Source organism: Mariniphaga sediminis (genome assembly GCF_003573545.1).
GTDB lineage: Bacteria > Bacteroidota > Bacteroidia > Bacteroidales > Prolixibacteraceae > Mariniphaga > Mariniphaga sediminis.
Window position 1 is genome coordinate 261129 of the sequence record NZ_QWET01000001.1, and the last position, 20607, is coordinate 281735.

15 protein-coding genes are annotated in these 20607 nt (G+C 43.6%); 4 read left to right on the plus strand and 11 right to left on the minus strand.

Annotated elements, in window-relative coordinates; all coding sequences use genetic code 11:
* Positions 1-139 precede the first annotated feature (139 nt).
* The 4 genes from galU to D1164_RS00905 form a co-directional block, all read right to left on the minus strand.
* Positions 140-1009, minus strand: coding sequence for a UTP--glucose-1-phosphate uridylyltransferase GalU (gene galU, locus D1164_RS00890; RefSeq protein WP_119348048.1), 870 nt, complete (start codon positions 1007-1009; stop codon positions 140-142).
* Positions 1010-1016: 7 nt separating this feature from the next.
* The gene (locus D1164_RS00895) at positions 1017-2015 is read right to left on the minus strand and encodes a mevalonate kinase family protein (protein WP_119348049.1); all 999 of its coding nucleotides are present in this window, start codon (positions 2013-2015) and stop codon (positions 1017-1019) included.
* Between the two features lie 18 nt (positions 2016-2033).
* Positions 2034-3938 carry an AMP-dependent synthetase/ligase gene (locus tag D1164_RS00900; protein WP_119348321.1) on the minus strand — a complete coding sequence of 635 codons (1905 nt, stop codon included), beginning with the start codon at positions 3936-3938 and terminating at the stop codon, positions 2034-2036.
* A gap of 507 nt (positions 3939-4445) precedes the next feature.
* Entirely contained in the window at positions 4446-5492 is a 1047-nt protein-coding gene (locus D1164_RS00905) for an aldose epimerase family protein (protein ID WP_172594284.1), read from the minus strand.
* A 165-nt stretch (positions 5493-5657) separates the two neighbouring features.
* Here D1164_RS00905 and D1164_RS00910 point away from each other — a divergent pair, with 165 nt between their 5' ends.
* From D1164_RS00910 to D1164_RS00920, 3 genes are all read left to right on the plus strand, one after another.
* Positions 5658-6671 carry a GntR family transcriptional regulator gene (locus D1164_RS00910; protein ID WP_119348051.1) on the plus strand — a complete coding sequence of 338 codons (1014 nt, stop codon included), beginning with the start codon at positions 5658-5660 and terminating at the stop codon, positions 6669-6671.
* 127 nt (positions 6672-6798) lie between these two features.
* Entirely contained in the window at positions 6799-8088 is a 1290-nt protein-coding gene (locus D1164_RS00915) for a galactokinase (RefSeq protein ID WP_119348052.1), read from the plus strand.
* A gap of 135 nt (positions 8089-8223) precedes the next feature.
* Positions 8224-9693: an MFS transporter gene (locus tag D1164_RS00920; protein ID WP_119348053.1), complete on the plus strand. Its 1470-nt coding sequence runs from the start codon at positions 8224-8226 to the stop codon at positions 9691-9693.
* A gap of 87 nt (positions 9694-9780) precedes the next feature.
* Here the strand turns inward: D1164_RS00920 and ettA are convergent, their stop codons facing one another.
* The 3 genes from ettA to D1164_RS00935 are packed head-to-tail and all read right to left on the minus strand — an operon-like array spanning position 9781 to position 15169.
* Entirely contained in the window at positions 9781-11466 is a 1686-nt protein-coding gene (gene ettA, locus D1164_RS00925; RefSeq protein WP_119348054.1) for an energy-dependent translational throttle protein EttA, read from the minus strand.
* Positions 11467-11508: 42 nt separating this feature from the next.
* Positions 11509-13371 (minus strand): chloride channel protein, encoded by a 1863-nt coding sequence (locus D1164_RS00930; protein ID WP_241558236.1) that lies wholly within the window; start codon positions 13369-13371, stop codon positions 11509-11511.
* Positions 13298-15169: a chloride channel protein gene (locus tag D1164_RS00935; RefSeq protein ID WP_241558237.1), complete on the minus strand. Its 1872-nt coding sequence runs from the start codon at positions 15167-15169 to the stop codon at positions 13298-13300. Before D1164_RS00935 ends, D1164_RS00930 begins: the two co-directional genes overlap by 74 nt.
* Positions 15170-15242: 73 nt before the next feature.
* Here D1164_RS00935 and D1164_RS00940 point away from each other — a divergent pair, with 73 nt between their 5' ends.
* Positions 15243-15836, plus strand: coding sequence for an RNA polymerase sigma-70 factor (locus D1164_RS00940; RefSeq protein WP_119348056.1), 594 nt, complete (start codon positions 15243-15245; stop codon positions 15834-15836).
* Here the strand turns inward: D1164_RS00940 and D1164_RS00945 are convergent.
* The 4 genes from D1164_RS00945 to D1164_RS00960 all read right to left on the minus strand — a co-directional run bounded on the left by D1164_RS00945 (position 15823) and on the right by D1164_RS00960 (position 20532).
* Positions 15823-16818: a N(4)-(beta-N-acetylglucosaminyl)-L-asparaginase gene (locus tag D1164_RS00945; RefSeq protein ID WP_119348057.1), complete on the minus strand. Its 996-nt coding sequence runs from the start codon at positions 16816-16818 to the stop codon at positions 15823-15825. The two genes, D1164_RS00940 and D1164_RS00945, sit on opposite strands and share 14 nt — an antisense overlap.
* Positions 16819-16963: 145 nt before the next feature.
* The gene (locus tag D1164_RS00950) at positions 16964-17596 is read right to left on the minus strand and encodes a hypothetical protein (RefSeq protein WP_119348058.1); all 633 of its coding nucleotides are present in this window, start codon (positions 17594-17596) and stop codon (positions 16964-16966) included.
* 152 nt (positions 17597-17748) lie between these two features.
* A complete protein-coding gene (locus tag D1164_RS00955; protein WP_119348059.1) occupies positions 17749-18141 on the minus strand; it encodes a response regulator in 393 nt (130 codons plus the stop codon).
* 18 nt (positions 18142-18159) lie between these two features.
* Complete coding sequence (locus D1164_RS00960; RefSeq protein WP_119348060.1) at positions 18160-20532, minus strand: PAS domain S-box protein; 2373 nt, start codon at positions 20530-20532, stop codon at positions 18160-18162.
* Positions 20533-20607: the final 75 nt, after the last annotated feature.

Sequence of the window (20607 nt, forward strand, 5' to 3'; positions counted from 1 at the left end):
TTATAGACAATAGAGCAGTGTAATACGGTTCGACTCCGGCCGGAGTCGGATTTCAGCACCCGGTAACGTTTCTATAAGCATGTGATGCTGTTGGCATCTGGGATTTGGAGATTTAGCCGTATTGTAATCCCTCAGTTTTTCAGAGTTCTTTTGCAAACTCCTTTAGCCACTTTCTTAGCGGAACGGCAATCTCTTCGTGTTTCAAACCATAAATGACATTGGTTTTTAAAAAATCGAGTTTATTGCCAATATCGTAACGTGTACCTTTGAATTGCAGGCCGTACATGGCATATTTTTTCACCATATCGCGCATGGCATCAGTCAGTTGAATTTCATTGTTTTTGCCCGGTTGGGTTTTGTCGAGGTAATTAAAAATCTCGGGTGTAAAAATATATCGGCTGGCAATGGCCAGGTTCGACGGCGCCTCTTCCGGTGCCGGTTTTTCAATAAAATCTTCCGCAATCAGCACATTCTTTTCCAGCTTTTTCCCTTTAATCACACCGTAGCGGTGCACATTATCCATGGGTACTTCTTCCAGTGCCACAACCGAACTTTTGTACCGTTCATACACATCAATAAGCTGTTTGGTGATGGGATCTCCTTTCCCGCTGATGAGTGTATCGCCCAATAATACGGCAAACGGCTCGTTACCGACATGATCCCGGGCATAACGGATGGCATCTCCCAATCCGTTCATCTCCTTTTGCCACACAAAGTGAATGTTGGCCAGGTTCGATATTTTTTTGATCTGTTCCAGTAAATCAAACTGTTTTTTCTTCACCAGTGACTCTTCCAGTTGCGGACTCCGGTCAAAATGCTCCTCAATGGCCCGTTTCCCTTTCCCGATAATCATCAGGATGTCAGTAATGCCACTTGCCACAGCTTCTTCTACCACATACTGAATGACAGGCGTGTCCACAATAGGGATCATCTCTTTGGGCTGTGATTTGGTGATGGGTAAAAATCGGGTTCCCCAACCGGCGGCGGGGATGACAGCTTTTTTTATCATTTTGAAATCAGTTTACTATGTTGGGTTTTATTACGTCAATATTTTTTTTAGCCAGCGCTTTTATCAACTTCTGATACATTTCTTCGTTTTCGTATGTGCCAATAATAGCGCCTCCTGAACCGGTAAACTTGGCAGATGCACCCACTGAGCGGGCTGCTTCCACCATCTCAATGTTCCCTGGGGTAATGGCAATTAGGTTGCGTCGCAGATCGAAATTAGCGTTTATCAGTTCGTGCATGGTTTTGTAGTCGTGCGATTTCAGCGCTTCCCTGAAATCTTCTGTGTAACCAGCCCATGTTTTCATTGCTTCAAGAACTTTTTCTTCTCCAATGTTGAAACGTGCCCGCAGGTTATTGTGTAACACTTCGGTCCCTTCCGAAAGGTTTTTGCGAAAGGCGATATACATATTGGGAAACAAAGAGGCATCCAGCACTTCATAATTTCCGAAGCCCTGTTTTTCCATTGTTTTTTTGTTGAAGTCCATGTAAACCGGTTCGCTATATGCTTGTGCCACTCTGTCCTGCAGCCCGGCTGCAATACCGAGTTCTTTATCTTCCACGCTCAGTACCAGGTTGGCTAAAATGGGTTTGGGAATGGCCACGCCGTAGAATGAAATCAATGCTTTCATGCAGGCGGTGATAATGGCACTGCTTCCTGCCAATCCCAGGCGCAGAGGGATATTCGAATCATATCGAATGGTGAAATTTCGATTGTCGAGTTGGATGTTGCATTCCCGGCAGTAGTCATAGAACACCTTGATGGTGGCCTTTAAAAGCCGGATGCCTCCGTAGTAGCCTGAAAGATTTACGTTTTCAACCAACTCCCTGATACTGTGAAAACGGGTATTATCAAGCCTCTGTGGTTGAATGTCAAGTTCCGGTGTTTGGTACAATTGCACTTTCGCCTGAAAGTTGGAGAAAAGAAAAGCAATTGTTTTCCCAAAATAACCATCCGACGGGTTCCCGATAACCGCTGCCCGGGGGTAACTAAACGTTTCAATTATCATAATCCGGGGTCTCTTTTTTTATGTGTTCCATTTTTTTATGGCTTCCAGGTTCATTTCATTTTCAATGTTCCGTGCCTGCGGCAAATATAAAAACTCAAGTTCCTTACTGAAGTATTCGCAAATTTTGCCACGCACTGTTTTCATGGTCGTATTTATTAACCCGTTTTCCTGGTTAAATGTTTCAGGCAGCACCACAAAAGTTGCCGGTAACCAGCGTTCCGGAAACATTTCCCCGTACTCCCCGCCTTTTTTGTAGGCATTTATTTCTGCATTCAGAATCTGCACTGATTCCCTGTTCCCTTCCTCGCTGCCGGGCTCAATACCTCGTTTCTTCAATTCCAGGTTGATGGCACTGATGTCGGGTACAATCATAGCCGAAGTAAAAGGGCTTTGGTTATTGTACAGCATCATTTGCTGAATGTAGGGAGACTGTTCCACAATGGCCTCTTCAATTCCTTCCGGGCTGTATTTTTCGCCGTCATTTCCAATCAACAGGCTTTTAAACCGGCCCAGCACATAAAGGAAGCCGTCTTTATCCATGTACCCCATGTCGCCGGTGTGCAGCCAGTTGTTTTTAATGGTTTCGGCAGTGGCTGCCGGATTGTTCCAGTATCCCAGCATCACATTGTCGCCTTTGACTACAATTTCACCTTTTTGCCCCTGGGGCAGTTCGTTGCCGTCTTCATCCAGAATTTTTAGATCAAGGTGTTTTACGAGGCGGCCTGAAGAACCAAACTTGATGGCGTGCAGGGCATTGGAGGAGATAACCGGCGAGGCTTCGGTAAGCCCGTACCCCTGGCAAACGGGGATGCCAATGGTGTAGAAGAAGCGTTGTAATTCCGTGTCGAGCAATGCACCGCCTCCGATAAAGAACTGTAGCTTCCCACCAAATCCTTCCCGTATTTTTTGGAAAAGGATTTTATCAAATACCCACAACAATGGCTTCAGGATAAACTTCCAGCCTTTGCCTTTGTTGTAGCCCACGCCGTTGTATGTATAACCCACCTTCAAGGCAAACTGAAAAACTTTAAAGAGAGTTTCCCCCTTTTTCCGGATTTGACCTTCAATATTTTGTCTGAATTTTTTGGAAAACGCCGGAACACTCATTAACAGGGTAGGCTGAATTTCTTTAATATTCTGAGGTATATTTTTTAGCGTTTCAAGCGGTGTTTTTCCCACTTCCACCGAAGCAATGCTGGCCCCTTTATACATAAATGCATAGAGGCAGCAGGTGTGGGCAAAGGCGTGGTCCCAGGGAAGGATAGCCAGTGTTCTCCAATCGGAATGGAGCTCCATGAGCGTGTTCGATTGTACCACGTTGGCGGCGTAATTCAGGTGCGATAGCATGATCCCTTTAGGATCGGCTGTGGTCCCTGATGTGTAACTGATATTGGCCAGGTCGTTGGGTTTTATATTTTTCCAGGTGGCCTCCAACTCTATTTCATGTGTTTTCAGGTATTCTTCCCCTTGTTTTATTAATTCCCGGTAATCGACATCGTTTTTGCCTGGATTTTCTTTCCCGTCAAGATAGATCACTTTTTCGAGGTCAGGCAGATTGTCGCGGATGGCTTCCACCTTGGCGGCATGCGCCCCGGAAACAAAAATAAATTTACTTCCACTGTGTTTTAACCTGAACGTCAATTCACTTTCGTGTAACCGGATGGAAAGAGGAACATTCACACCGCCTGCGTAAAGCATTCCCAGTTCGCTGATGATCCAATCGTTTCGGCCATCGGATATCAGCCCTGAGCGGTCTCCCTTTTTCATGCCAATAGAAACCAGCCCGGCTGTGAGGTTCAGCACCTGGGCCCTTGTTTCCTGGTAAGAGGTACCTTGGAATTTACCGTCTTTTTTTTCCCAAAGATAAATATTGTCAGGGTAGTTAGCGACTGCTGTTTCAAAAAGTTCGATTATCGTTTTCATTCTCAAACGGGTTGAATTTTTTTCGTTTTTGATTCCCAAAAGTAAAAAAAAAAGGCAATAAACTGCTTCGGAGGTGAATACCGGGTTTAACCGGAAAAATGGTGGGTGTTGTACGACGGAACTTTAGCCCGGTGAAAAAAGGGACAAATGATTCTGGTACCACTCGTGACACCACACAGAAGTTGAACTGTTTAATCTGTGCTCCTTCATGGTATCAAACATTTGTCGTTAAATTTTTCCCTTCAGCTACTGAAAAACAGACACTGTCTTCCAGAGCGAAAGTTCAAAAGAGATAAAGCAAGGATTGAACGCGGGAATAATTTTGCGTTTTTACCCCGCATTGTTTTCCCCGGGCTTCACGCGGAGCTATTTTTATTTATGTCCTTTGGACATTTCTTTATCCCGAAAGGGATTAAACGATAATAGCCACGGGGTTTTCCCGCGGTAATGAAGTGGATACGAGAAGAACCCCGAAGAGGGTTCAACCCTTGCATTAGTTATCCGTTTTTACTCTGAAGAAAACCGATACACTGTTTTTTCATTGTAAGTTTCCCCGGGTTTGAGCAGGGTGGTGGGGAAGTGCGGATGATGCACCGAGTCGGGGTAGTGCTGGGTTTCCAACGCCACACCAGCATAACTGCCGAATTTTTTCTTCCCGCCTATAGTCAGTTCCGGGATCCAGTATCCGGTATAAAGTTGCATCCCCGGTTGGGTCGTGAATACATCTACCTGTCGGGCACTGCTCTTTTCGCGTAGGGTACCGGTAAATTTCAGCTCGCCTGCTTCATTGTCCAAAACAAAGTTATCGTCATACCCGGTTGGTAATTGATTCAAATCACGGGCAAACGTTTTGAATTCGCTGAAATCGAATGGAGTTCCTTCCACCGGTAATATTTTACCCGTAGGAATCTGTTCCACAAATTCGGTTATTTTCTTAGCGGCAAGTTTGAGTTCGTGGTTAAGGATATTCTCTTTCCCGCCTGTGAGGTTAAAGTAGGTATGGTTCGTAAGGTTCACAACAGTTGCCTGGTCGGTTTCAGCAATATATTCTATTCCCAGTTCATTTTTATTGTTAAGTGAATAGATGCACATCACCTTTAGGTTCCCGGGATAGTTTTCTTCCAGATGAGGACTCAGATAGGAGAGTTCAACTCCAACAGCATCGTCTGTCTGAAATGTTTGAGCTTCCCATAAACGTTTGTCAAACCCGGTTATCCCTCCATGCAGATGATTGGGGCCGTTGTTGACAGCCATCTGGTATGTTTTGCCTTCTACTTCAAGATGCCCGTTGGCAATACGGTTTCCAAACCGCCCGATGATGGTGCCAAAATACGGATAACTGCCAAGATATTCATCGCTGAGATAGTCTTCCAGTTTATCAAAACCACAAACCAAATTATCTGACTCTCCATTTTTGCCAGGCTGTTCAATACTTGTAATAGTACATCCGTAGTTGGTGATTTTTACCGTCAATCCTTTGTCGTTTGTCAGCGTAAAAAGTTGAGTTTCTTTTCCGTTGGGAAGCTTTCCGAAAACTGTTGTACGTGCGTTCATCATGCTTATTTTTATGTTCTGGTATCCTGGCTCAGGCCAGAGTTAAACCTGATACTTTATTCTTATTTGCAAAAATGCATATTTTGATTCAGCAAACTGGTAGGTACTGGTAGTGTTGTAGAACATGTTTCGTTTATGTGGTTTCTGCTATATTTGCCCGAACCAATGACAAATACCTTGAAGAGAGTTATAAAAATCAATGCAAAATCACCAAAGCCGAAATACCGGCAGATTATTGATTCAATTTATAATTCCATTGAAAACGGGGCGCTGAAAAAGGGAGACAAAGTTCCTTCCATCAACCAGGTTTGTGATGCGTTCGGACTTAGCCGCGATACAGTAATGTTGGCCTTTGGAGAGTTAAAATCCAAAGGTGTTCTGATGAGCCAGCCGGGAAAGGGCTACTACATTGCTACCACCGAAATCCGTCGCGACGAACGGGTTTTTGTGTTGTTCGACGAACTGAATGCGTTTAAGGAAGACTTGTACAACTCGTTGGTGAATACCATGAAAGGGAAAGCCAGTGTAGAAGTGTATTTTCATCATTTCAATTATAAGGTTTTTAAGAATCTTATTCAGGAGAGCGTCGGGCACTACACTTCTTATATTATTATGCCTGCCACATTTGATAATACCAGTACCCTGCTTGCCAAACTTCCGCTGGAACGGGTATTTATTCTGGACCGGATGAAAGCCGATTTGAAAGATTATCCGGTTGTTTACCAGGATTTTGAATTGGATTTTTATGAATCATTGAATGAAGGAGCGCCTCTTCTGAGAAAGTATAGAAAACTGGTCTTTGTCCACCCGGGAGGAAAGGAACCCGATGAACGGGTAAAAGGTTTTGAACGGTTTTGTCTCGAGAAAAAATTCAAATATGAGATCATTAAATCGCTCAGTGATATCCGTCCGGGGCTTTATGAAGCATGGTTCCTTATTTCGGATCGCGATTTAGTGCAACTGGTAAAAATTGCCAAAAATTATAAGTTGAAGTTAGGGCGGAAATTTGGGATTGTTTCGTTTAACGATACCATGCTGAAAGAAGTAGTGGCCGGAGGAATTACCACCATCTCAACCGACTTTACTGAAATGGGAAAAACGTTGGGTACGATGTTGCTCAATCATAAAAGCGGACAAGTGCGGAATCCTTCGAAGCTGATTGTCAGAAAGAGTCTTTAGCAGCGGAGTGTTGTAAAACATTTTTTTCAAAGGTTCGTTTTTCAGTTTTTAAAATATATATTTGTGCTTATACCTACTAGTACCTACCAGTCGAAATAGAATGTAAATATTAATCAATGAAATAATTATGACAAAAATTAGCAACTTAATTGAAAAGATCAACGGGGGGAATAATCCGTTGTTTCACGAGTTGTACGGGACTGATGCAAAGGTTCTGAAAGAACAGGCCGACAGGTATGCCGGTTTAATGAATGACTTCCAAACAACCTTCGGTACAGATGATGTTCAGCTTTTTAGTTCACCCGGAAGGACGGAGATTGGCGGAAATCATACCGATCATAACCACGGACGTGTTTTGGCAGGAGCTGTAAACCTCGATAACATTGCGGTTGCGGCTTCCAACGGAAGTAACGTCATCCGGATTAAATCGGCAGGTTACCCGGAATTTCAGGTGGATCTTTCAGATTTGGAAATAGATGAGTCGAATTTCTATACTTCAGGTTCGCTGGTAAAAGGTATTTGTGCGCGAATGAAAGAAAACGGATATCAAACCGGTGGATTTAATGCATGTATTGAAGGCCGTGTACCCAAAGGTTCGGGGCTCAGTTCTTCGGCATCGTTTGAAGTGCTGGTGGGTACTATTGTAAACGAACTGTTTAACGACGGGAAAATGCCGGCAGTGGAAAATGCCATCGTCGGACAGTGGGCCGAGAACAATTATTTTGGAAAACCTTGTGGTTTAATGGATCAGACAGCCTGCTCAGTGGGAGGTTTAATTACCATCGATTTTAAAGATCCTGCCAACCCGGTTGTAAAAGAGGTGGATTTTGATTTTGTTTCTACCGGTTTCTCCCTGGTAATTACCGATGTGGGTGGCGGACATGACGATGCTGCTTCCCAGGCAGAGTATGCTTCGTTACCAACCGAAATGAAGTCGGTAGCAGCCGAGTTGGGGGCAAGTGTGTTGAGAGAAGTCACGCTGGAACAAATTGTGGCGAAAATGCCTGAGATCCGTAAAAAAACAGGGGATAGGGCTCTTCTGCGCGCTATCCATTTTCAGGGCGACAACAAACGGGTTGCAGATCAGGTCGCTGCCCTTGAAAACAACGATTTCCAGGCATTCCTCAAAATGGTTGTGGAGTCCGGCTACAGTTCCTACATGTATAATCAGAATATTTTTGATGTTGTTCATAAACACGAGCAGGTAGTTTCCCTGGCTTTGGCCCTGAGCGAAATGGTTTTGAAAGGTAGCGGCGCCTGGCGTGTTCATGGAGGAGGGTTTGGCGGCACCATTCAGGCATTTGTTCCGCAGAATAAATTGGATGAATATGTAAAAACGCTGGAACATGTTTACGGAGAAGGTACTTGCCACAAATTGTTTATCAGAAATATGGGGTCGGTAAAACTGGAATTTTAATAAGTTTCGGTCTTAAATATTTTTGGAAACAATAATTTAATATTTTTACGGCAAATTAAACTTTTCAGAAGTATTTATAGCGGTAAAACCGACAGTATTATAAAGATGAAGTGAATCAATTTAAATCTATAAATAATGAATAAGAACAAAAGTTATGTCGTGCCAATTATTATGATGATCCTTCTTTTTGGGATGATCTCATTTGTTACGAACCTGGCAGCGCCAATGGGTATTGTATTAAAAAATCAGTTTAATGTTTCCAACTCATTGGGAATGTTGGGTAACCTGGCAAACTTTATTGCTTATGCCGTTATCGGTATTCCCGGAGGAATCCTGCTTCAGAAGGTCGGGTATAAAAAGACTGCTTTGATTGCGGTAGCCGTCGGGTTTGTCGGAGTAGGAATTCAATATCTTTCAGGCCATGCCGAAAGTTTTGGAATTTATCTGTTAGGTGCATTCATTGCAGGTTTCTCTATGTGTTTGTTGAACATTGTTGTAAACCCAATGCTGAATACACTTGGCGGAGGCGGCAACAAAGGAAACCAGCTTATTCAGGTTGGAGGTTCGTTTAATTCAGTAATGGCCACTTTTACTCCGGTTTTTGTTGGTATCCTGATTGGAGAGGCAACAAAAGCCAGAATAAACGATGTTTTTCCCATCATGTATATTGCCATGGGAGTTTTCGCTTTAATATTTTTCATTTTGTTGATTGCTTCGATTCCTGAACCACATGCAGACCAGCCTAAAGAACCGCTGGGTAGCCTTATGTCCGGTGCATTGAAATTTCGCCATTTTGTATTGGGTGCCGTTGCCATATTTGTTTATGTGGGGGTTGAAGTCGGAACACCCGGAATGGCAAACTTATATATGACTACCCCTACAGAGGGTCAGGCACAGGAAATTATTGATAAATACAATAAACAACAGTCGGATGCGGCATACCTTCAGGAAATTACCTCTCTGGATAATCAAAATAAAGATAAAGAAGGATATAAAACACAGGTAATTAGCGAAATCTCATTTGAAAGTGCACAAAAGATTGTGGATGGCAGGGATACCCCGGGATTGGGTATTGGTGCCGGAATTGCAGGTGGAGTAGTTGGTATGTACTGGCTGCTTATGCTCGCCGGCCGTCTGTTTGGTGCATCTTTCGGTGACAGGATTGCCAGTAGTAAAATGTTAAGTACGGCTTCATTTGTTGGGTTGGTTCTTATTCTTTTATCCATTTTCTGGCCGGAAAAAACCTTATTTTCCATGCCCACTTTTAATGTGATAGGAGGAGAGATTAAGTTTGGATTAGTTCCTGTTCCTATCAAATTTTTCTTCATTGCGCTGGTTGGATTGTGTACCTCCATTATGTGGGGAAGTATTTTCAACCTGGCCGTTGAAGGATTAGGTAAATACCTGGCCGCAGCATCCGGTATTTTTATGGTACTGGTAGCCGGTGGGGGGATTCTTCCTGCCATTCAGGGATGGATTGCCGATGTTGCAAACTATCAGATAAGTTACTGGTTGATTGTTGCTGGTTTGGGCTACCTGTTCTTCTATGGTACTATCGGCAGCAAAGTGACGAAAAGAGCCGATGATCTTACTCTTGAAAGTTAATAGAGATAATCTCTATATCAATTCGTTATTATTAAAAAGGCTGTCCGTTTTTCGGACAGCCTTTTTTGTGGTATTTAAGATAAATTTTTACTGAAGTTTTTTGTATTTCACCCTTTTGGGAGCGGCATCGCCCAACCGTTTCTTCCTGTTTTCTTCGTATTCGGTAAATGAACCTTCGAAGAAATAAGCCTGGGCATCTCCTTCAAAAGCCAGAATGTGTGTAGCGATGCGGTCGAGGAACCAGCGGTCATGGGAAATAACCACGGCACAGCCGGCGAAACTATCCAGCCCTTCCTCCAGGGCGCGCAGGGTATTTACATCAATGTCGTTGGTGGGTTCGTCCAGCAGCAGCACATTGCCTTCTGATTTGAGCGCCAGGGCAAGGTGCAGCCGGTTGCGTTCACCACCGGAGAGTACGCCGCATTTTTTTTCCTGGTCAGCGCCTGTGAAGTTGAAGCGTGCCACATAAGCGCGGGCATTCACCTGCCGGTTTCCCAGCATAATGGTTTCCGTTCCCCCGGAAATAACCTGAAATACTGTTTTTTCAGGATTGATGGCCTGGTGGGTTTGGTCCACATAACTGATTTTTACCGAGTCGCCAATTTCAATTTTACCTGAATCTGTTTTCAGCTGATTCATAATCAGTTTGAACAATGTGGTCTTTCCTGCGCCATTGGGGCCTATAACGCCAATGATGCCGGAACGCGGAAGGCTGAAACTCAGGTTTTCAAAAAGCAGGCGGTCGCCAAACCGTTTTGAAACGCCCTCCATGTCAATTACTTTGTCGCCCAGTCTTGGTCCGTTGGGAATAAATATCTCAAGTTTTTCTTCTTTCTGCTTTGCGTCTTCGTTCAGCATTTTATCGTAAGCATTCAAACGGGCTTTTGATTTGGCATGCCTTGCTTTTGGCGCCATTCGTACCCATTCCAGTTCGCGTTCGAGCGTTTTTCGCCGTTTCTGACTGCCTTTTTCTTCCTGCTCCAGTCGTTTGGCTTTTTGTTCCAGCCATGAGCTGTAATTTCCTTTCCACGGAATTCCCTGGCCTCGGTCGAGTTCCAGTATCCAGCCGGCCGCATTGTCCAGGAAATAGCGGTCGTGGGTAATACAAATCACCGTTCCTTTGTACTGTTTCAGGTGCATTTCGAGCCAGAGAATGCTTTCGGCATCGAGGTGGTTGGTGGGTTCGTCGAGCAGCAGTACATCGGGCTCCTGAAGCAGCAGGCGGCACAAGGCTACCCGGCGGCGTTCGCCTCCGGAGAGTTCGCTCACCGGCTGATCGTCGGGCGGGCATTGTAATGCATCCATGGCGCGTTCCAGGCGGCTGTCAATGTTCCAGGCATCCAACTGGTCAATTTTTTCCTGAAGCTTTGCCTGCTCCGTCATCAGCCTCTCCATTTCATCCGGATTTTCATACACTTCCGGCAGTCCGAATTTTTGGTTGATTTCCTCGTATGTGTTCAGGACATCCACCACTTCCTGTACCCCTTCTTTTACCACTTCAATCACGGTTTTACTCTCATCCAGTTGAGGCTCCTGCTCCAGCAATCCCACCGTATAGCCAGGAGCAAAAACAAGTTCGCCGTTGAAGTTTTTATCGGCTCCTGCAATAATTCGTAAAAGCGTTGATTTCCCGGATCCGTTTAAGCCGATGATTCCTATTTTGGCGCCCAGGAAAAAGGAAAGGGAAATATCTTTGATAATGGTTTTATTACTTTGCGGGTAAGTCTTACTCACCTTGTACATCGAGAAAATTATCTTCTTGTCGTCACTCATTTCGCAGATTTTAATTTTGCTCAAAAATACAATCTTATTAGATTACTCATGCGAAAAATCCTGTACTGTTTTGCGGTATTTTGAAAAGGCTACTGCCCGCGAGATGAAACCGAGATACTTACCCTCTTCAATCACGGCAAGATTGTATCTTCCGCAGGTCTCAAACTTTTCGGCCACAATCTCCATGCTGTCGTGGGGCGAAATAAAAAATTCAGGCATATACATTAAATCTTTCACCTTCACTTTGCCGTACAATTCGTGCTCAAAAATCAGGTTTTTTACATCTGAAAGTTTGACCATCCCCTTGAGTATTCCGTTTTCATCTACCACCGGGTAAAGGTTCCGGTGTGAACGGGAAATGGCTTTCACCAGATCGCCGAGTGTTGCATTGGGCGGCAGCACCTCAAAATCGGTTTCAATGAGGTTGCGGACATTCATCATGCGCAGTACCGTTTTGTCTTTATGGTGGGTTAGGAGGTCACCGGTTTGCGCCAGCCGTTTGGTGTAAACGGAATGAGGTTCGAAGCGCATGATGGTAACGTAAGCCACGGTGGAAGTAATGATAAGTGGAATAAAAAGATCGTATCCACCCGTCATTTCAGCCGTTAAAAATATGGCAGTGAGCGGGGCATGCATTACGGCCGCCATCATTCCGGCCATCCCGGCTAAAGCAAAATTATTTCCCGGCAGATCAAACTTTCCGGAGATATTAAAGAGCAGCGCAAAGAAATAACCGGCAATGGCGCCCATAAATAAGGTCGGCGCAAAGATTCCTCCAATCCCTCCCGAACCGGTGGTGGCTACCATGGCAACCACTTTAAAAATCAGGATTCCGGCCAGAAAGATTAAAATCAGGTATTCACTGTCTTTCCAGGAGAAGAACAATGAGTTGTTTAGCAGGTTGAATCCTTTTTCATTAAAAATCAATGCAATCTCGCGGTAACCTTCACCCCAAAGCGGTGGAAAAATGAATACCAGCACGCCCATTAAAAGGCCGCCAATCAGTAACCGCACTGCCCAGGAATGGATGGTTTTAAATTTCTTTTCCAGGTACATGGTCATTCGTGTAAAATAGAGCCCTACCATACCGGTAAACAATCCGAGAAAAATATAGAACCATACTGTATCAACTGAAAAAGGATGTATTTGCATAAAACGCAATAGCACTTCTTCTCCCATGAATAGATAGGAAATTACGGCGGCTGTGACGGAAGAAATAAGGAGTGGTATAAGAAAGGCCATGGTTAAGTCGAGCATCAGTACCTCGAGTGTAAAGACGATTCCGGCAATGGGCGCATTAAAAATTCCGGCAATGGCCCCGGCAGCTCCACAGCCAACCATGAGTGTAATGTATTTGTAGTTTAACCGGAATAAACGTGCCAGGTTAGAGCCAATGGAAGCGCCTGTAAGTACAATGGGGGCTTCGGCTCCAACCGAACCTCCCAATCCAATGGTAAGCGAACTGGCTACCATCGACGACCAGGTATTGTGTGGCTTTATCCTGCTGCTTTGCCGTGAAATAGCATACAGAATTTTTGAGACACCGTGTCCAATGTCATCCTTGATAAAAAAACGTACAAAAAACACAGTAAGAACAATGCCTAAGAACGGATAAATCAGAAAAAGGTAACTGATAGAGTCCACAGCAATCCATTGTGTTAGTCTTTCATCTACAAAATGGATAAGATTTTTCAGGATAAGCGCTGCAAGTCCGCTTACAATTCCCACTACGAAACTCAAAAGATAAAGAAACTGCCGTTCAGAAAAATTGGCAATACGCCAGGCCACCAGCCAGTTTATCCACTGCTTTGAATTTTTTCTCCAAAGTATTTTAAACGTGCGAAACATCGATAATTTGTTTTCGGTAGCGGGTAAAAACCCGTGCCCGTGAAATAAAACCTTCATACCTTCCCTCCTTGTCAATTACGGCAAGGTTATATCGTCCCGAAGATTCAAACTTGTTGGCAACCACCTCCATGCTGTCATCAGGATTAATAAAATACTCGGGCATATACATTAACTCTTTGATAGTTACCTTGTCATACAGTTCCTGTTTGAAGATGAGTTCACGCACATCGTCCATTTTTACCATTCCCAGCATTTTACCATTTTTATCCACTACCGGGAACAGGTCACGGTGGTTGGTCGAAATGGCCACGGTTAAATCGCGTAAAGTTGCGTCGGGTGAGAGTTTCCCAAAATCTTTTTCGATGAGCTCACGTACTTCCATCATCTGCAGTACATTGGCGTCTTTGTCGTGGGTAAGCAGTTCTTTCCGGCGTGCCAGCTGAAAGTGATACACAGAGTTGGGCGTAAACGTACGAACAACGATATAGGCAAAAGTGGCTGTTATCATCAGCGGGACAAACAGTTTGTAGCCTCCTGAGATGTCAGCAATTAGAAAAATACCTGTGAGCGGTGCATGGAGAACCCCGGCAATCAACCCGGCCATTCCAATCAGGGCAAAATTGTTGGCATTGATTTTTTGATTGCTGAAAAGGTTGACTATTTGGGCAAACAACATACCTGTATTTACTCCGATAAAAAGAGTGGGAGCAAAAATTCCCCCAATTCCCCCGGCGCCAAATGTGAGAGAGGTGGCCACTACTTTAAAAAGAATTATCAGTCCGAGTAAAACGAGGATGGCCCAAAATTCTTCCCTGAGATCGTAGAACAGACTGTTGTTGAACAGGTATTCCAGGTTTCCTGCCAGACCGGAATTAATAGATTCGTATCCTTCTCCGTACAAGGCTGGGAACAGGAAAATGATCCCTCCCAGGCCTACACCGCCAATTAGTAAGCGGGTAAACGGACTTTTTAACCGGTCAAAAAAATCACTGAAAAACATATAAACCTTGGTGAAATATACGGAGACAAAACCAGCAACAATTCCCAGCAGAATATAAAAGGGAAGATCATGCAATTCAAAAGTTTGCGTTACCTGAAACGGATAGAGTACATCTTTCCCCAGAAAGAGGTAAGAGACAACTACCGCTGTGGCAGATGAAAGGAGCAACGGAACCAGTGAAAAAACGGTGAGGTCAATCATGATTACCTCCACTGCAAAAACAATGGCGGCAATGGGGGCTTTAAAAATAGCAGCCATTGCCCCTGCGCAGGCACAAGCCAGAATGAGGATGGTATTTTTGTAATTCAGCCTAAAGGTTTTGGCCAGCCAGGATCCCCAGGCTGTACCGGTGGCAACAGTGGGGCCTTCCAGTCCTACCGAACCGCCAAAACCTACAGTGAGCGAGCTGGTAACGACCGATGAAATGAGGTTATGGGAGCTAATTCGTCCTTTCTTTTTGGAGATTCCGTGAAGTACTGTCGGAATTCCATGGGTTACATTCCGGCGGATAACATATTTTATGATGAGGACCGTCAATGTGACACCAATAATCGGAAGGGCGAAGTAGATATAGTTATGCACCTCTTGTGAGACCAGAGAATCGACCAGCCGGTAAGTGATGTTGACTGTATTTTTCAACACCACCGCAGCCATCCCCGAAAACAGTCCAGCAAGGATGCTCATCACTGCGAGAAAAGCGCGCTCGCTCATGTTTCTCTTTCGCCAGCGATGAAACCGGGCCATCATATTTAAAGTAATGCTCATTTTGGCATGTAAAAGTAACAAAACATCGTGGTATGAAACAATAACCGACTCAACTTCCTGGGTTAAATTATTGTTGTCATAATTATACAATTTACAATTTTAATAACTTTGGTACTGGAAATACAGGCAGACCGCTTTTTTGTTAGCATAAAACTACCTGAAAATGAACGAGAAAAATTACGAGGAGTTATTTATTTTTAACCGCATGGCAGAAGGAGATAAGGAGGCTTTTCGGTTCTTTTTTGAAAGATACTACTCCGACCTTTGTAACCTTGTCAATATTTATATTAATGATTCGGTAATTTCAGAAGAAATCGTTCAGGATATGTACATTTATTTTTGGGAAAAGAAAGAGAAAATTGCGATTGAATCATCTGTTAAATCCTATCTTTACCGGGCTACCAAAAACAAAAGCCTCAATTATATTCGTAATGAAAAGGTTCAATTGAGTATCCGGGAGAAACTGTCCAAAGTTACCGAACACAGCGCAGAATTACCTGACAGTATAATGGATGCCTCCCAGCTTCGTGAAATCATTGAACAATCAATAAACAGCCTGCCGGAAAAATGCCGTGAGGTGTATATTCTGGGTAAGGAGAAGAGTCTTTCTTACAAAGAAATTGCAGAGGAGCTGGGAATTTCGGCAAAAACAGTAGAAAACCAAATGGGGAAAGCGTTGAAAAAGCTGAGGGAATTGCTTGAACCTTATTATAAGGATATATTCATTTTTTTTCTGGTGTTCCTCACCATTTCTTAAACCAGGCATCGGCTTCTTTTAAACCGGCAAAATTTTTGGTTTTTAAGGCATATTCAAATCCGGGCTGAATACTAGCAGCACCGGTTTCTCCTGATTTGTGCAAGGCAATAAACCCGACCTGGTGTTCCTGGTAATCGGGTATTTTTTCTGTAATCCGAAGGATTGCAGCATTACAGGCATCAGAGGGCGACATGCCGTTTCGCATAAATTCCACAACGAGAAAAGAGCCCAGGGTTTTCATTACCAGTTCACCTGTTCCGGTGGCAGCAGCACCCCCTATCTCACCATCCACAAACAGGCCTGCACCAATAATGGGTGAGTCGCCCACTCTCCCATGCATTTTAAAGGCCAATCCACTGGTGGTACAGGCTCCGCATAACCGGCCTTCTTTGTCAAGGGCGAGCATGCTGATGGTATCATGATTTTCCAGTCTTTTGTTTTCGATGTTAATTTCCGGACTAAACTGCCGTTCTTCCTTTTTCCATTCTTTCCAGCGTTTTCGCATTTCGGGTGTCAGTAGTTTCTCTTTTCCGAAGCCGTTTTCCAGTGCAAACTGCAGAGCGCCTTTTCCGCTAAGCATCACATGAGGCGTTTTTTCCATAACCAGCCGCGCAACAGAAATTGGATGTTTGATGTGTTGCAGGTAGGCTACGCTTCCGGCACGGCCTTTCTCATCCATAATACAGGCATCAAGGGTCACTTTGCCACTGGCGTCGGGAATGGCACCGTAACCAACTGTCGTTACGTTGGGATCGGCCTCGGAAACCTTAACCCCGGCTTCCACGGCATCGAGCGCGTACCCTCCATTGGCAAGAATTTCCCAGGCAGCTTCATTGGCAGGCAAACCATGCCTCCAGGTGGAAATAACCACAGGAAGCTCATTCTTGCTAAAAAGAGAAACCGGAGCGGCCACTTTTGTCAGGCTTAGCCCGGCTATTCCGAGGGATGTTTTTGCCAGAAAAGAACGTCGGGTAGTTTTCATTGGATTTTTAATTAAAATTTCGTCTCACATACAAGGCATTAGGTATTCTCTTTTTTTCAACGAGTTGAACGTGGCTTTGGCAAATTGCGAAACATCACTGCCTGGTGCAAAGCTGGCAGAGTTGAATTGCAGTGCTTAATCCGGATCACCGCTTTACCGGTTTCCCGTCCACTTCTATCCAGTCGAGGCGCGAACAGGCCGCCGATTTGCCTCCCGGCATCAGGTCGGTAAATCCAATTTCTTCCACATTAGACAGGTCGGGTTTTTCAAGTGGCCCCGTTTCTGTTACCCTTTCAATGTCAAGCCGGTGCCATTTTATATCCTGAATGTTAAACTCTTTGATACGCCAGTCTTTGGATGGGCCGTCAGAAAGGTTGCTGACCAGCCAGGTTCCGTCGGCCAACTTCAGGGCAATGTGCAGGCTCCGCACCCCGGCTTGTTTTGTCCTCCATCTGATTTTGGCAAAGCCAGTTAAATCTACGTTGTTTTGTTTATGCTTTAAAGAAACCAGCCAGTTGCCAAGGCACAAACCCGACCAAACGTAATAGGGATCGTCTGCCGGACGTTCGTGATTACTTTTTTTCAGGCTGTCTTTCCCCGCTCCATATAATTGGACCATCAAATCAGGATTATTTACATGTTTCTGGGAAAGTGGAATTTCTGCCGGTATTTCTTTCCAGTCTTCCCTGAAAAATAAACCCGGTCGGTAATTTGCCTGGGCAAATATAGTGGTGGCCCCTAAAATAAGAAGGAGTGCCAAAGTCATTTTTTTATTCATGCTTTTGTAATTGTTAATTTTCAAAGATATAATACATGGCCGACTAAGCAACCCCATCAAACTGTGAATTTGCATGTATTTTAATCATTCTCCTGGGAGTAACTATTTTACATGCTCTTTTCATAACTTGTTTCCGTTTCTTTTGAAAGAAATTATTTTAGAAGCACCTTAATTTTAGCCAGCAAATCATCTTTTTTGATGGGTTTGGTTATATAGTCGTCACAACCAGCCTCAATAGCTTTTTGGTTGTCGCCTGAAAGGGCATAAGCAGTCTGGGCTATAATGGGGATATTTTTATTGAACTCCCTGATTTTTTGCGAGGCTTCATATCCGTCCATGACAGGCATTTTCAGATCCATGAGGATAAGGTCTGTTTCCGGGTTGTTTTTGAGTAGTTGGATGGCTTGTTTCCCGTTAGTGGCATATAATAGCTCATAATTACCAGAAGCCAGTAAAGCTTCCAGTAACAGAAAGCTGGTTTCGTCGTCTTCCACAATGAGAATGGTTTTTTTTTCTTCTTTTGGGATACTAACTTTTTCGTTCATGACGATTTTTTTGTAAAACTATGAATATTTTACTGAAAAATAAAATGTACTTCCTTTTCCTTCCACCGATTCTACTTTGATAGAACCACCTAACATATTTGCATACGCATGGGCGATGGCAAGTCCCAATCCGGACCCTTCGTAAGGACGCGATATTTCCATATGACCTTGTACAAACCGTTTAAAAATAACATCGAAGCGGCTGGAGGGAATTCCCCTTCCTGTATCTTTAACATAAAAAAGAAGGTCGTTTTTTTTCATGGTATAGCCTAGTTCCACATAGCCATCCGTTGTAAATTTCAATGCATTTTTAATAAAGTTGGATAGAATAGACTCCAGTTTGGTTTTGTCTGTTTTTAGAAAAAATGGTTCGTTTTTAGGATCAAATGAAAGTTTCATCTCAAGTCCTTTTTTTAAGGCTTCGGTTCGAAAAAAATTAAACAGAAAATCCATTGTTTTTTTTATGTTCACATTCGAAATATCCATAGGAATCTGCCCAGACTCAATTTTTGAAATTTCGATGATGTCGTTGATGGTATTAAGCAGCCTGTCGCTGCTTTGTTTTACCAGTTTCAGGTATGCTGATTGCTCTATCCGGGGAAGGTCATTGTTTTGAAGTAAGTCAATAAATCCGAGAATACCGTTCATAGGCGTCCGGATTTCGTGGCTCATATTTGTCAGAAAAGCAGATTTCAGCCGTTCGCTTTCTTCTGCTTTCTCTTTCGCAGCCAGTAATTGTTTCTGGTAGCGCAGGGAGTCCAGCGCACTGGCAATGGCGCTGGCAACCGATTTTAGGATTTCAATAATATGGTTTTCCCATGTTTTTTCTTTTTGTACCGAATCGAACCCCATAAATCCCAGTAGCTCGTCGCCGATGAATATAGGTACTACCAAAACAGAAAGAATATTCTGTGACGCGAGTATTTCTTTTTCAGCTGCTGCTGCAGGTGGCATGTTTTTTATGTTGGAAATACAAATGTATTTTTTCCTGCGAAGTTTTCTCATCCACCAGGGGAATAGTGAAGAAGACAGACCCCGCAGATTCTGTATCTCCGGCTCAATATCGGGGGCACACCATTCGTGGGTGTTATCCATTTTTGTCCCGTTTTCTCTCAAAAGAAATATGTAAGAACGATCAACCTGGGCAAAACGGCCGATTCTGGTAATAGCAGCCTGAATTTTTTTGTCGAAATTTTTAGCGTTAACATCGATCAATTCTGCCGATATTTGGGCAGCGATTGCAGAATATTGTTCTGTTTCTTCGGCGGTCTTTTTTGCTGCAACAATTTGTTGCTCCATACTTTTACGCTCAGAAACATCGAAACAATTGCCAATGTAACCGATGAATTCCCCTTTGTAATTGTAGTTTGGAGAACCAAAGTCCTGAATCCACCTGTAATTTCCATCAGCATGGCGCACCCGGTATTCCATGTTAAAAGATGTCCGTTTATCGAAAGCCTTATAGTAAGTGTTCAGGCAATACTCCAGATCTTCAGGGTGCACCCCTTTTGCCCACCCATTCCCTAGTTCATGCTTTAACGGTCTTCCGGTAAACTTTAACCAGGGGTCGTTAAAATAGTTAACCAGTTTATCTGTTCCGGCAGTCCAAATCATTACCGTTCCTGAATTGGCCAGTGCACGGTATTGAGCCTCTCTTTCGCGCAAGGCATCTTCCGACTTTCTCCTTTCTGTAATGTTACTTATAATATGGACGGCTCCGATTAATTTTTCTTCCGGATCAAAAATAGGATCGACTACAACTTCAAAAACAGAGTCGCCCAAATTTATTTCTTCCCTTTCCTGTTTCCGGCTTTTTAGAACCCGGGTAAATGGACAGTTCTCTACCGGGCATTTTTGGCCGTGAACTATCTCGTAACAGAATTTTTTTTGCAGGTCATTTCCATTTCCTTTTACTAACCTGTGAAAAGATTCATTGTACTGGAGAATACGATTCTCGTTGTCAATCAGTACAATCGCGTCTTTAATCGTGTTAAATACTTTATTCCAGTTTTCCTGGGTTTGTCTTTGTTGAGTCACATCGCGGATGTAGCCTCCAATACCTGTTTCTCCGTTTTTTAGCTTTACGGGAAACTTGCGGGTTTCATATATCCGGTTATCTATTATTTCTTCCGATAAAACGGGTTCTGCTTCATCCAACGTTTGTTGGTCGGTTGCCCTGCAAGTTGTTGCCCCATTATAATCCATCAAATCGAAATCGGTTTTCCCTACAATCTCCTTTTCCTTCTTGTTGAAAAAGGCAGCATAATTTCTGTTGACAAACACATAACGAAATGTTTCATCTTTCAGAAAAGCCATGTCAGAAGTGGCATTTAAAAAAGTATAACATAAATCTTTGCTTTTATCAAGCTTTTGAGAAATTGATTTAGTCATGGCACTCCACTTTTATCTTTTGTAACTGATCTTCACGTCACTGTCAATTTTGGAAAAAAGGTTTGTAAAATATTT

Excerpts from the sequence above, each read along its gene's own strand:
- D1164_RS00960 (WP_119348060.1), bottom strand. The coding sequence starts at position 20,532 with ATGACTAAATCAATTTCTCAAAAGCTTGATAAAAGCAAAGATTTATGT.
- D1164_RS00915 (WP_119348052.1), top strand. The coding sequence starts at position 6,799 with ATGACAAAAATTAGCAACTTAATTGAAAAGATCAACGGGGGGAATAAT.
- D1164_RS00955 (WP_119348059.1), bottom strand. The coding sequence starts at position 18,141 with ATGAACGAAAAAGTTAGTATCCCAAAAGAAGAAAAAAAAACCATTCTC.
- ettA (WP_119348054.1), bottom strand. The coding sequence starts at position 11,466 with ATGAGTGACGACAAGAAGATAATTTTCTCGATGTACAAGGTGAGTAAG.
- D1164_RS00910 (WP_119348051.1), top strand. The coding sequence starts at position 5,658 with ATGACAAATACCTTGAAGAGAGTTATAAAAATCAATGCAAAATCACCA.
- D1164_RS00940 (WP_119348056.1), top strand. The coding sequence starts at position 15,243 with ATGAACGAGAAAAATTACGAGGAGTTATTTATTTTTAACCGCATGGCA.
- galU (WP_119348048.1), bottom strand. The coding sequence starts at position 1,009 with ATGATAAAAAAAGCTGTCATCCCCGCCGCCGGTTGGGGAACCCGATTT.
- D1164_RS00930 (WP_241558236.1), bottom strand. The coding sequence starts at position 13,371 with ATGAAGGTTTTATTTCACGGGCACGGGTTTTTACCCGCTACCGAAAAC.
- D1164_RS00920 (WP_119348053.1), top strand. The coding sequence starts at position 8,224 with ATGAATAAGAACAAAAGTTATGTCGTGCCAATTATTATGATGATCCTT.
- D1164_RS00900 (WP_119348321.1), bottom strand. The coding sequence starts at position 3,938 with ATGAAAACGATAATCGAACTTTTTGAAACAGCAGTCGCTAACTACCCT.
- D1164_RS00905 (WP_172594284.1), bottom strand. The coding sequence starts at position 5,492 with ATGAACGCACGTACAACAGTTTTCGGAAAGCTTCCCAACGGAAAAGAA.
- D1164_RS00945 (WP_119348057.1), bottom strand. The coding sequence starts at position 16,818 with ATGAAAACTACCCGACGTTCTTTTCTGGCAAAAACATCCCTCGGAATA.
- D1164_RS00950 (WP_119348058.1), bottom strand. The coding sequence starts at position 17,596 with ATGAATAAAAAAATGACTTTGGCACTCCTTCTTATTTTAGGGGCCACC.
- D1164_RS00895 (WP_119348049.1), bottom strand. The coding sequence starts at position 2,015 with ATGATAATTGAAACGTTTAGTTACCCCCGGGCAGCGGTTATCGGGAAC.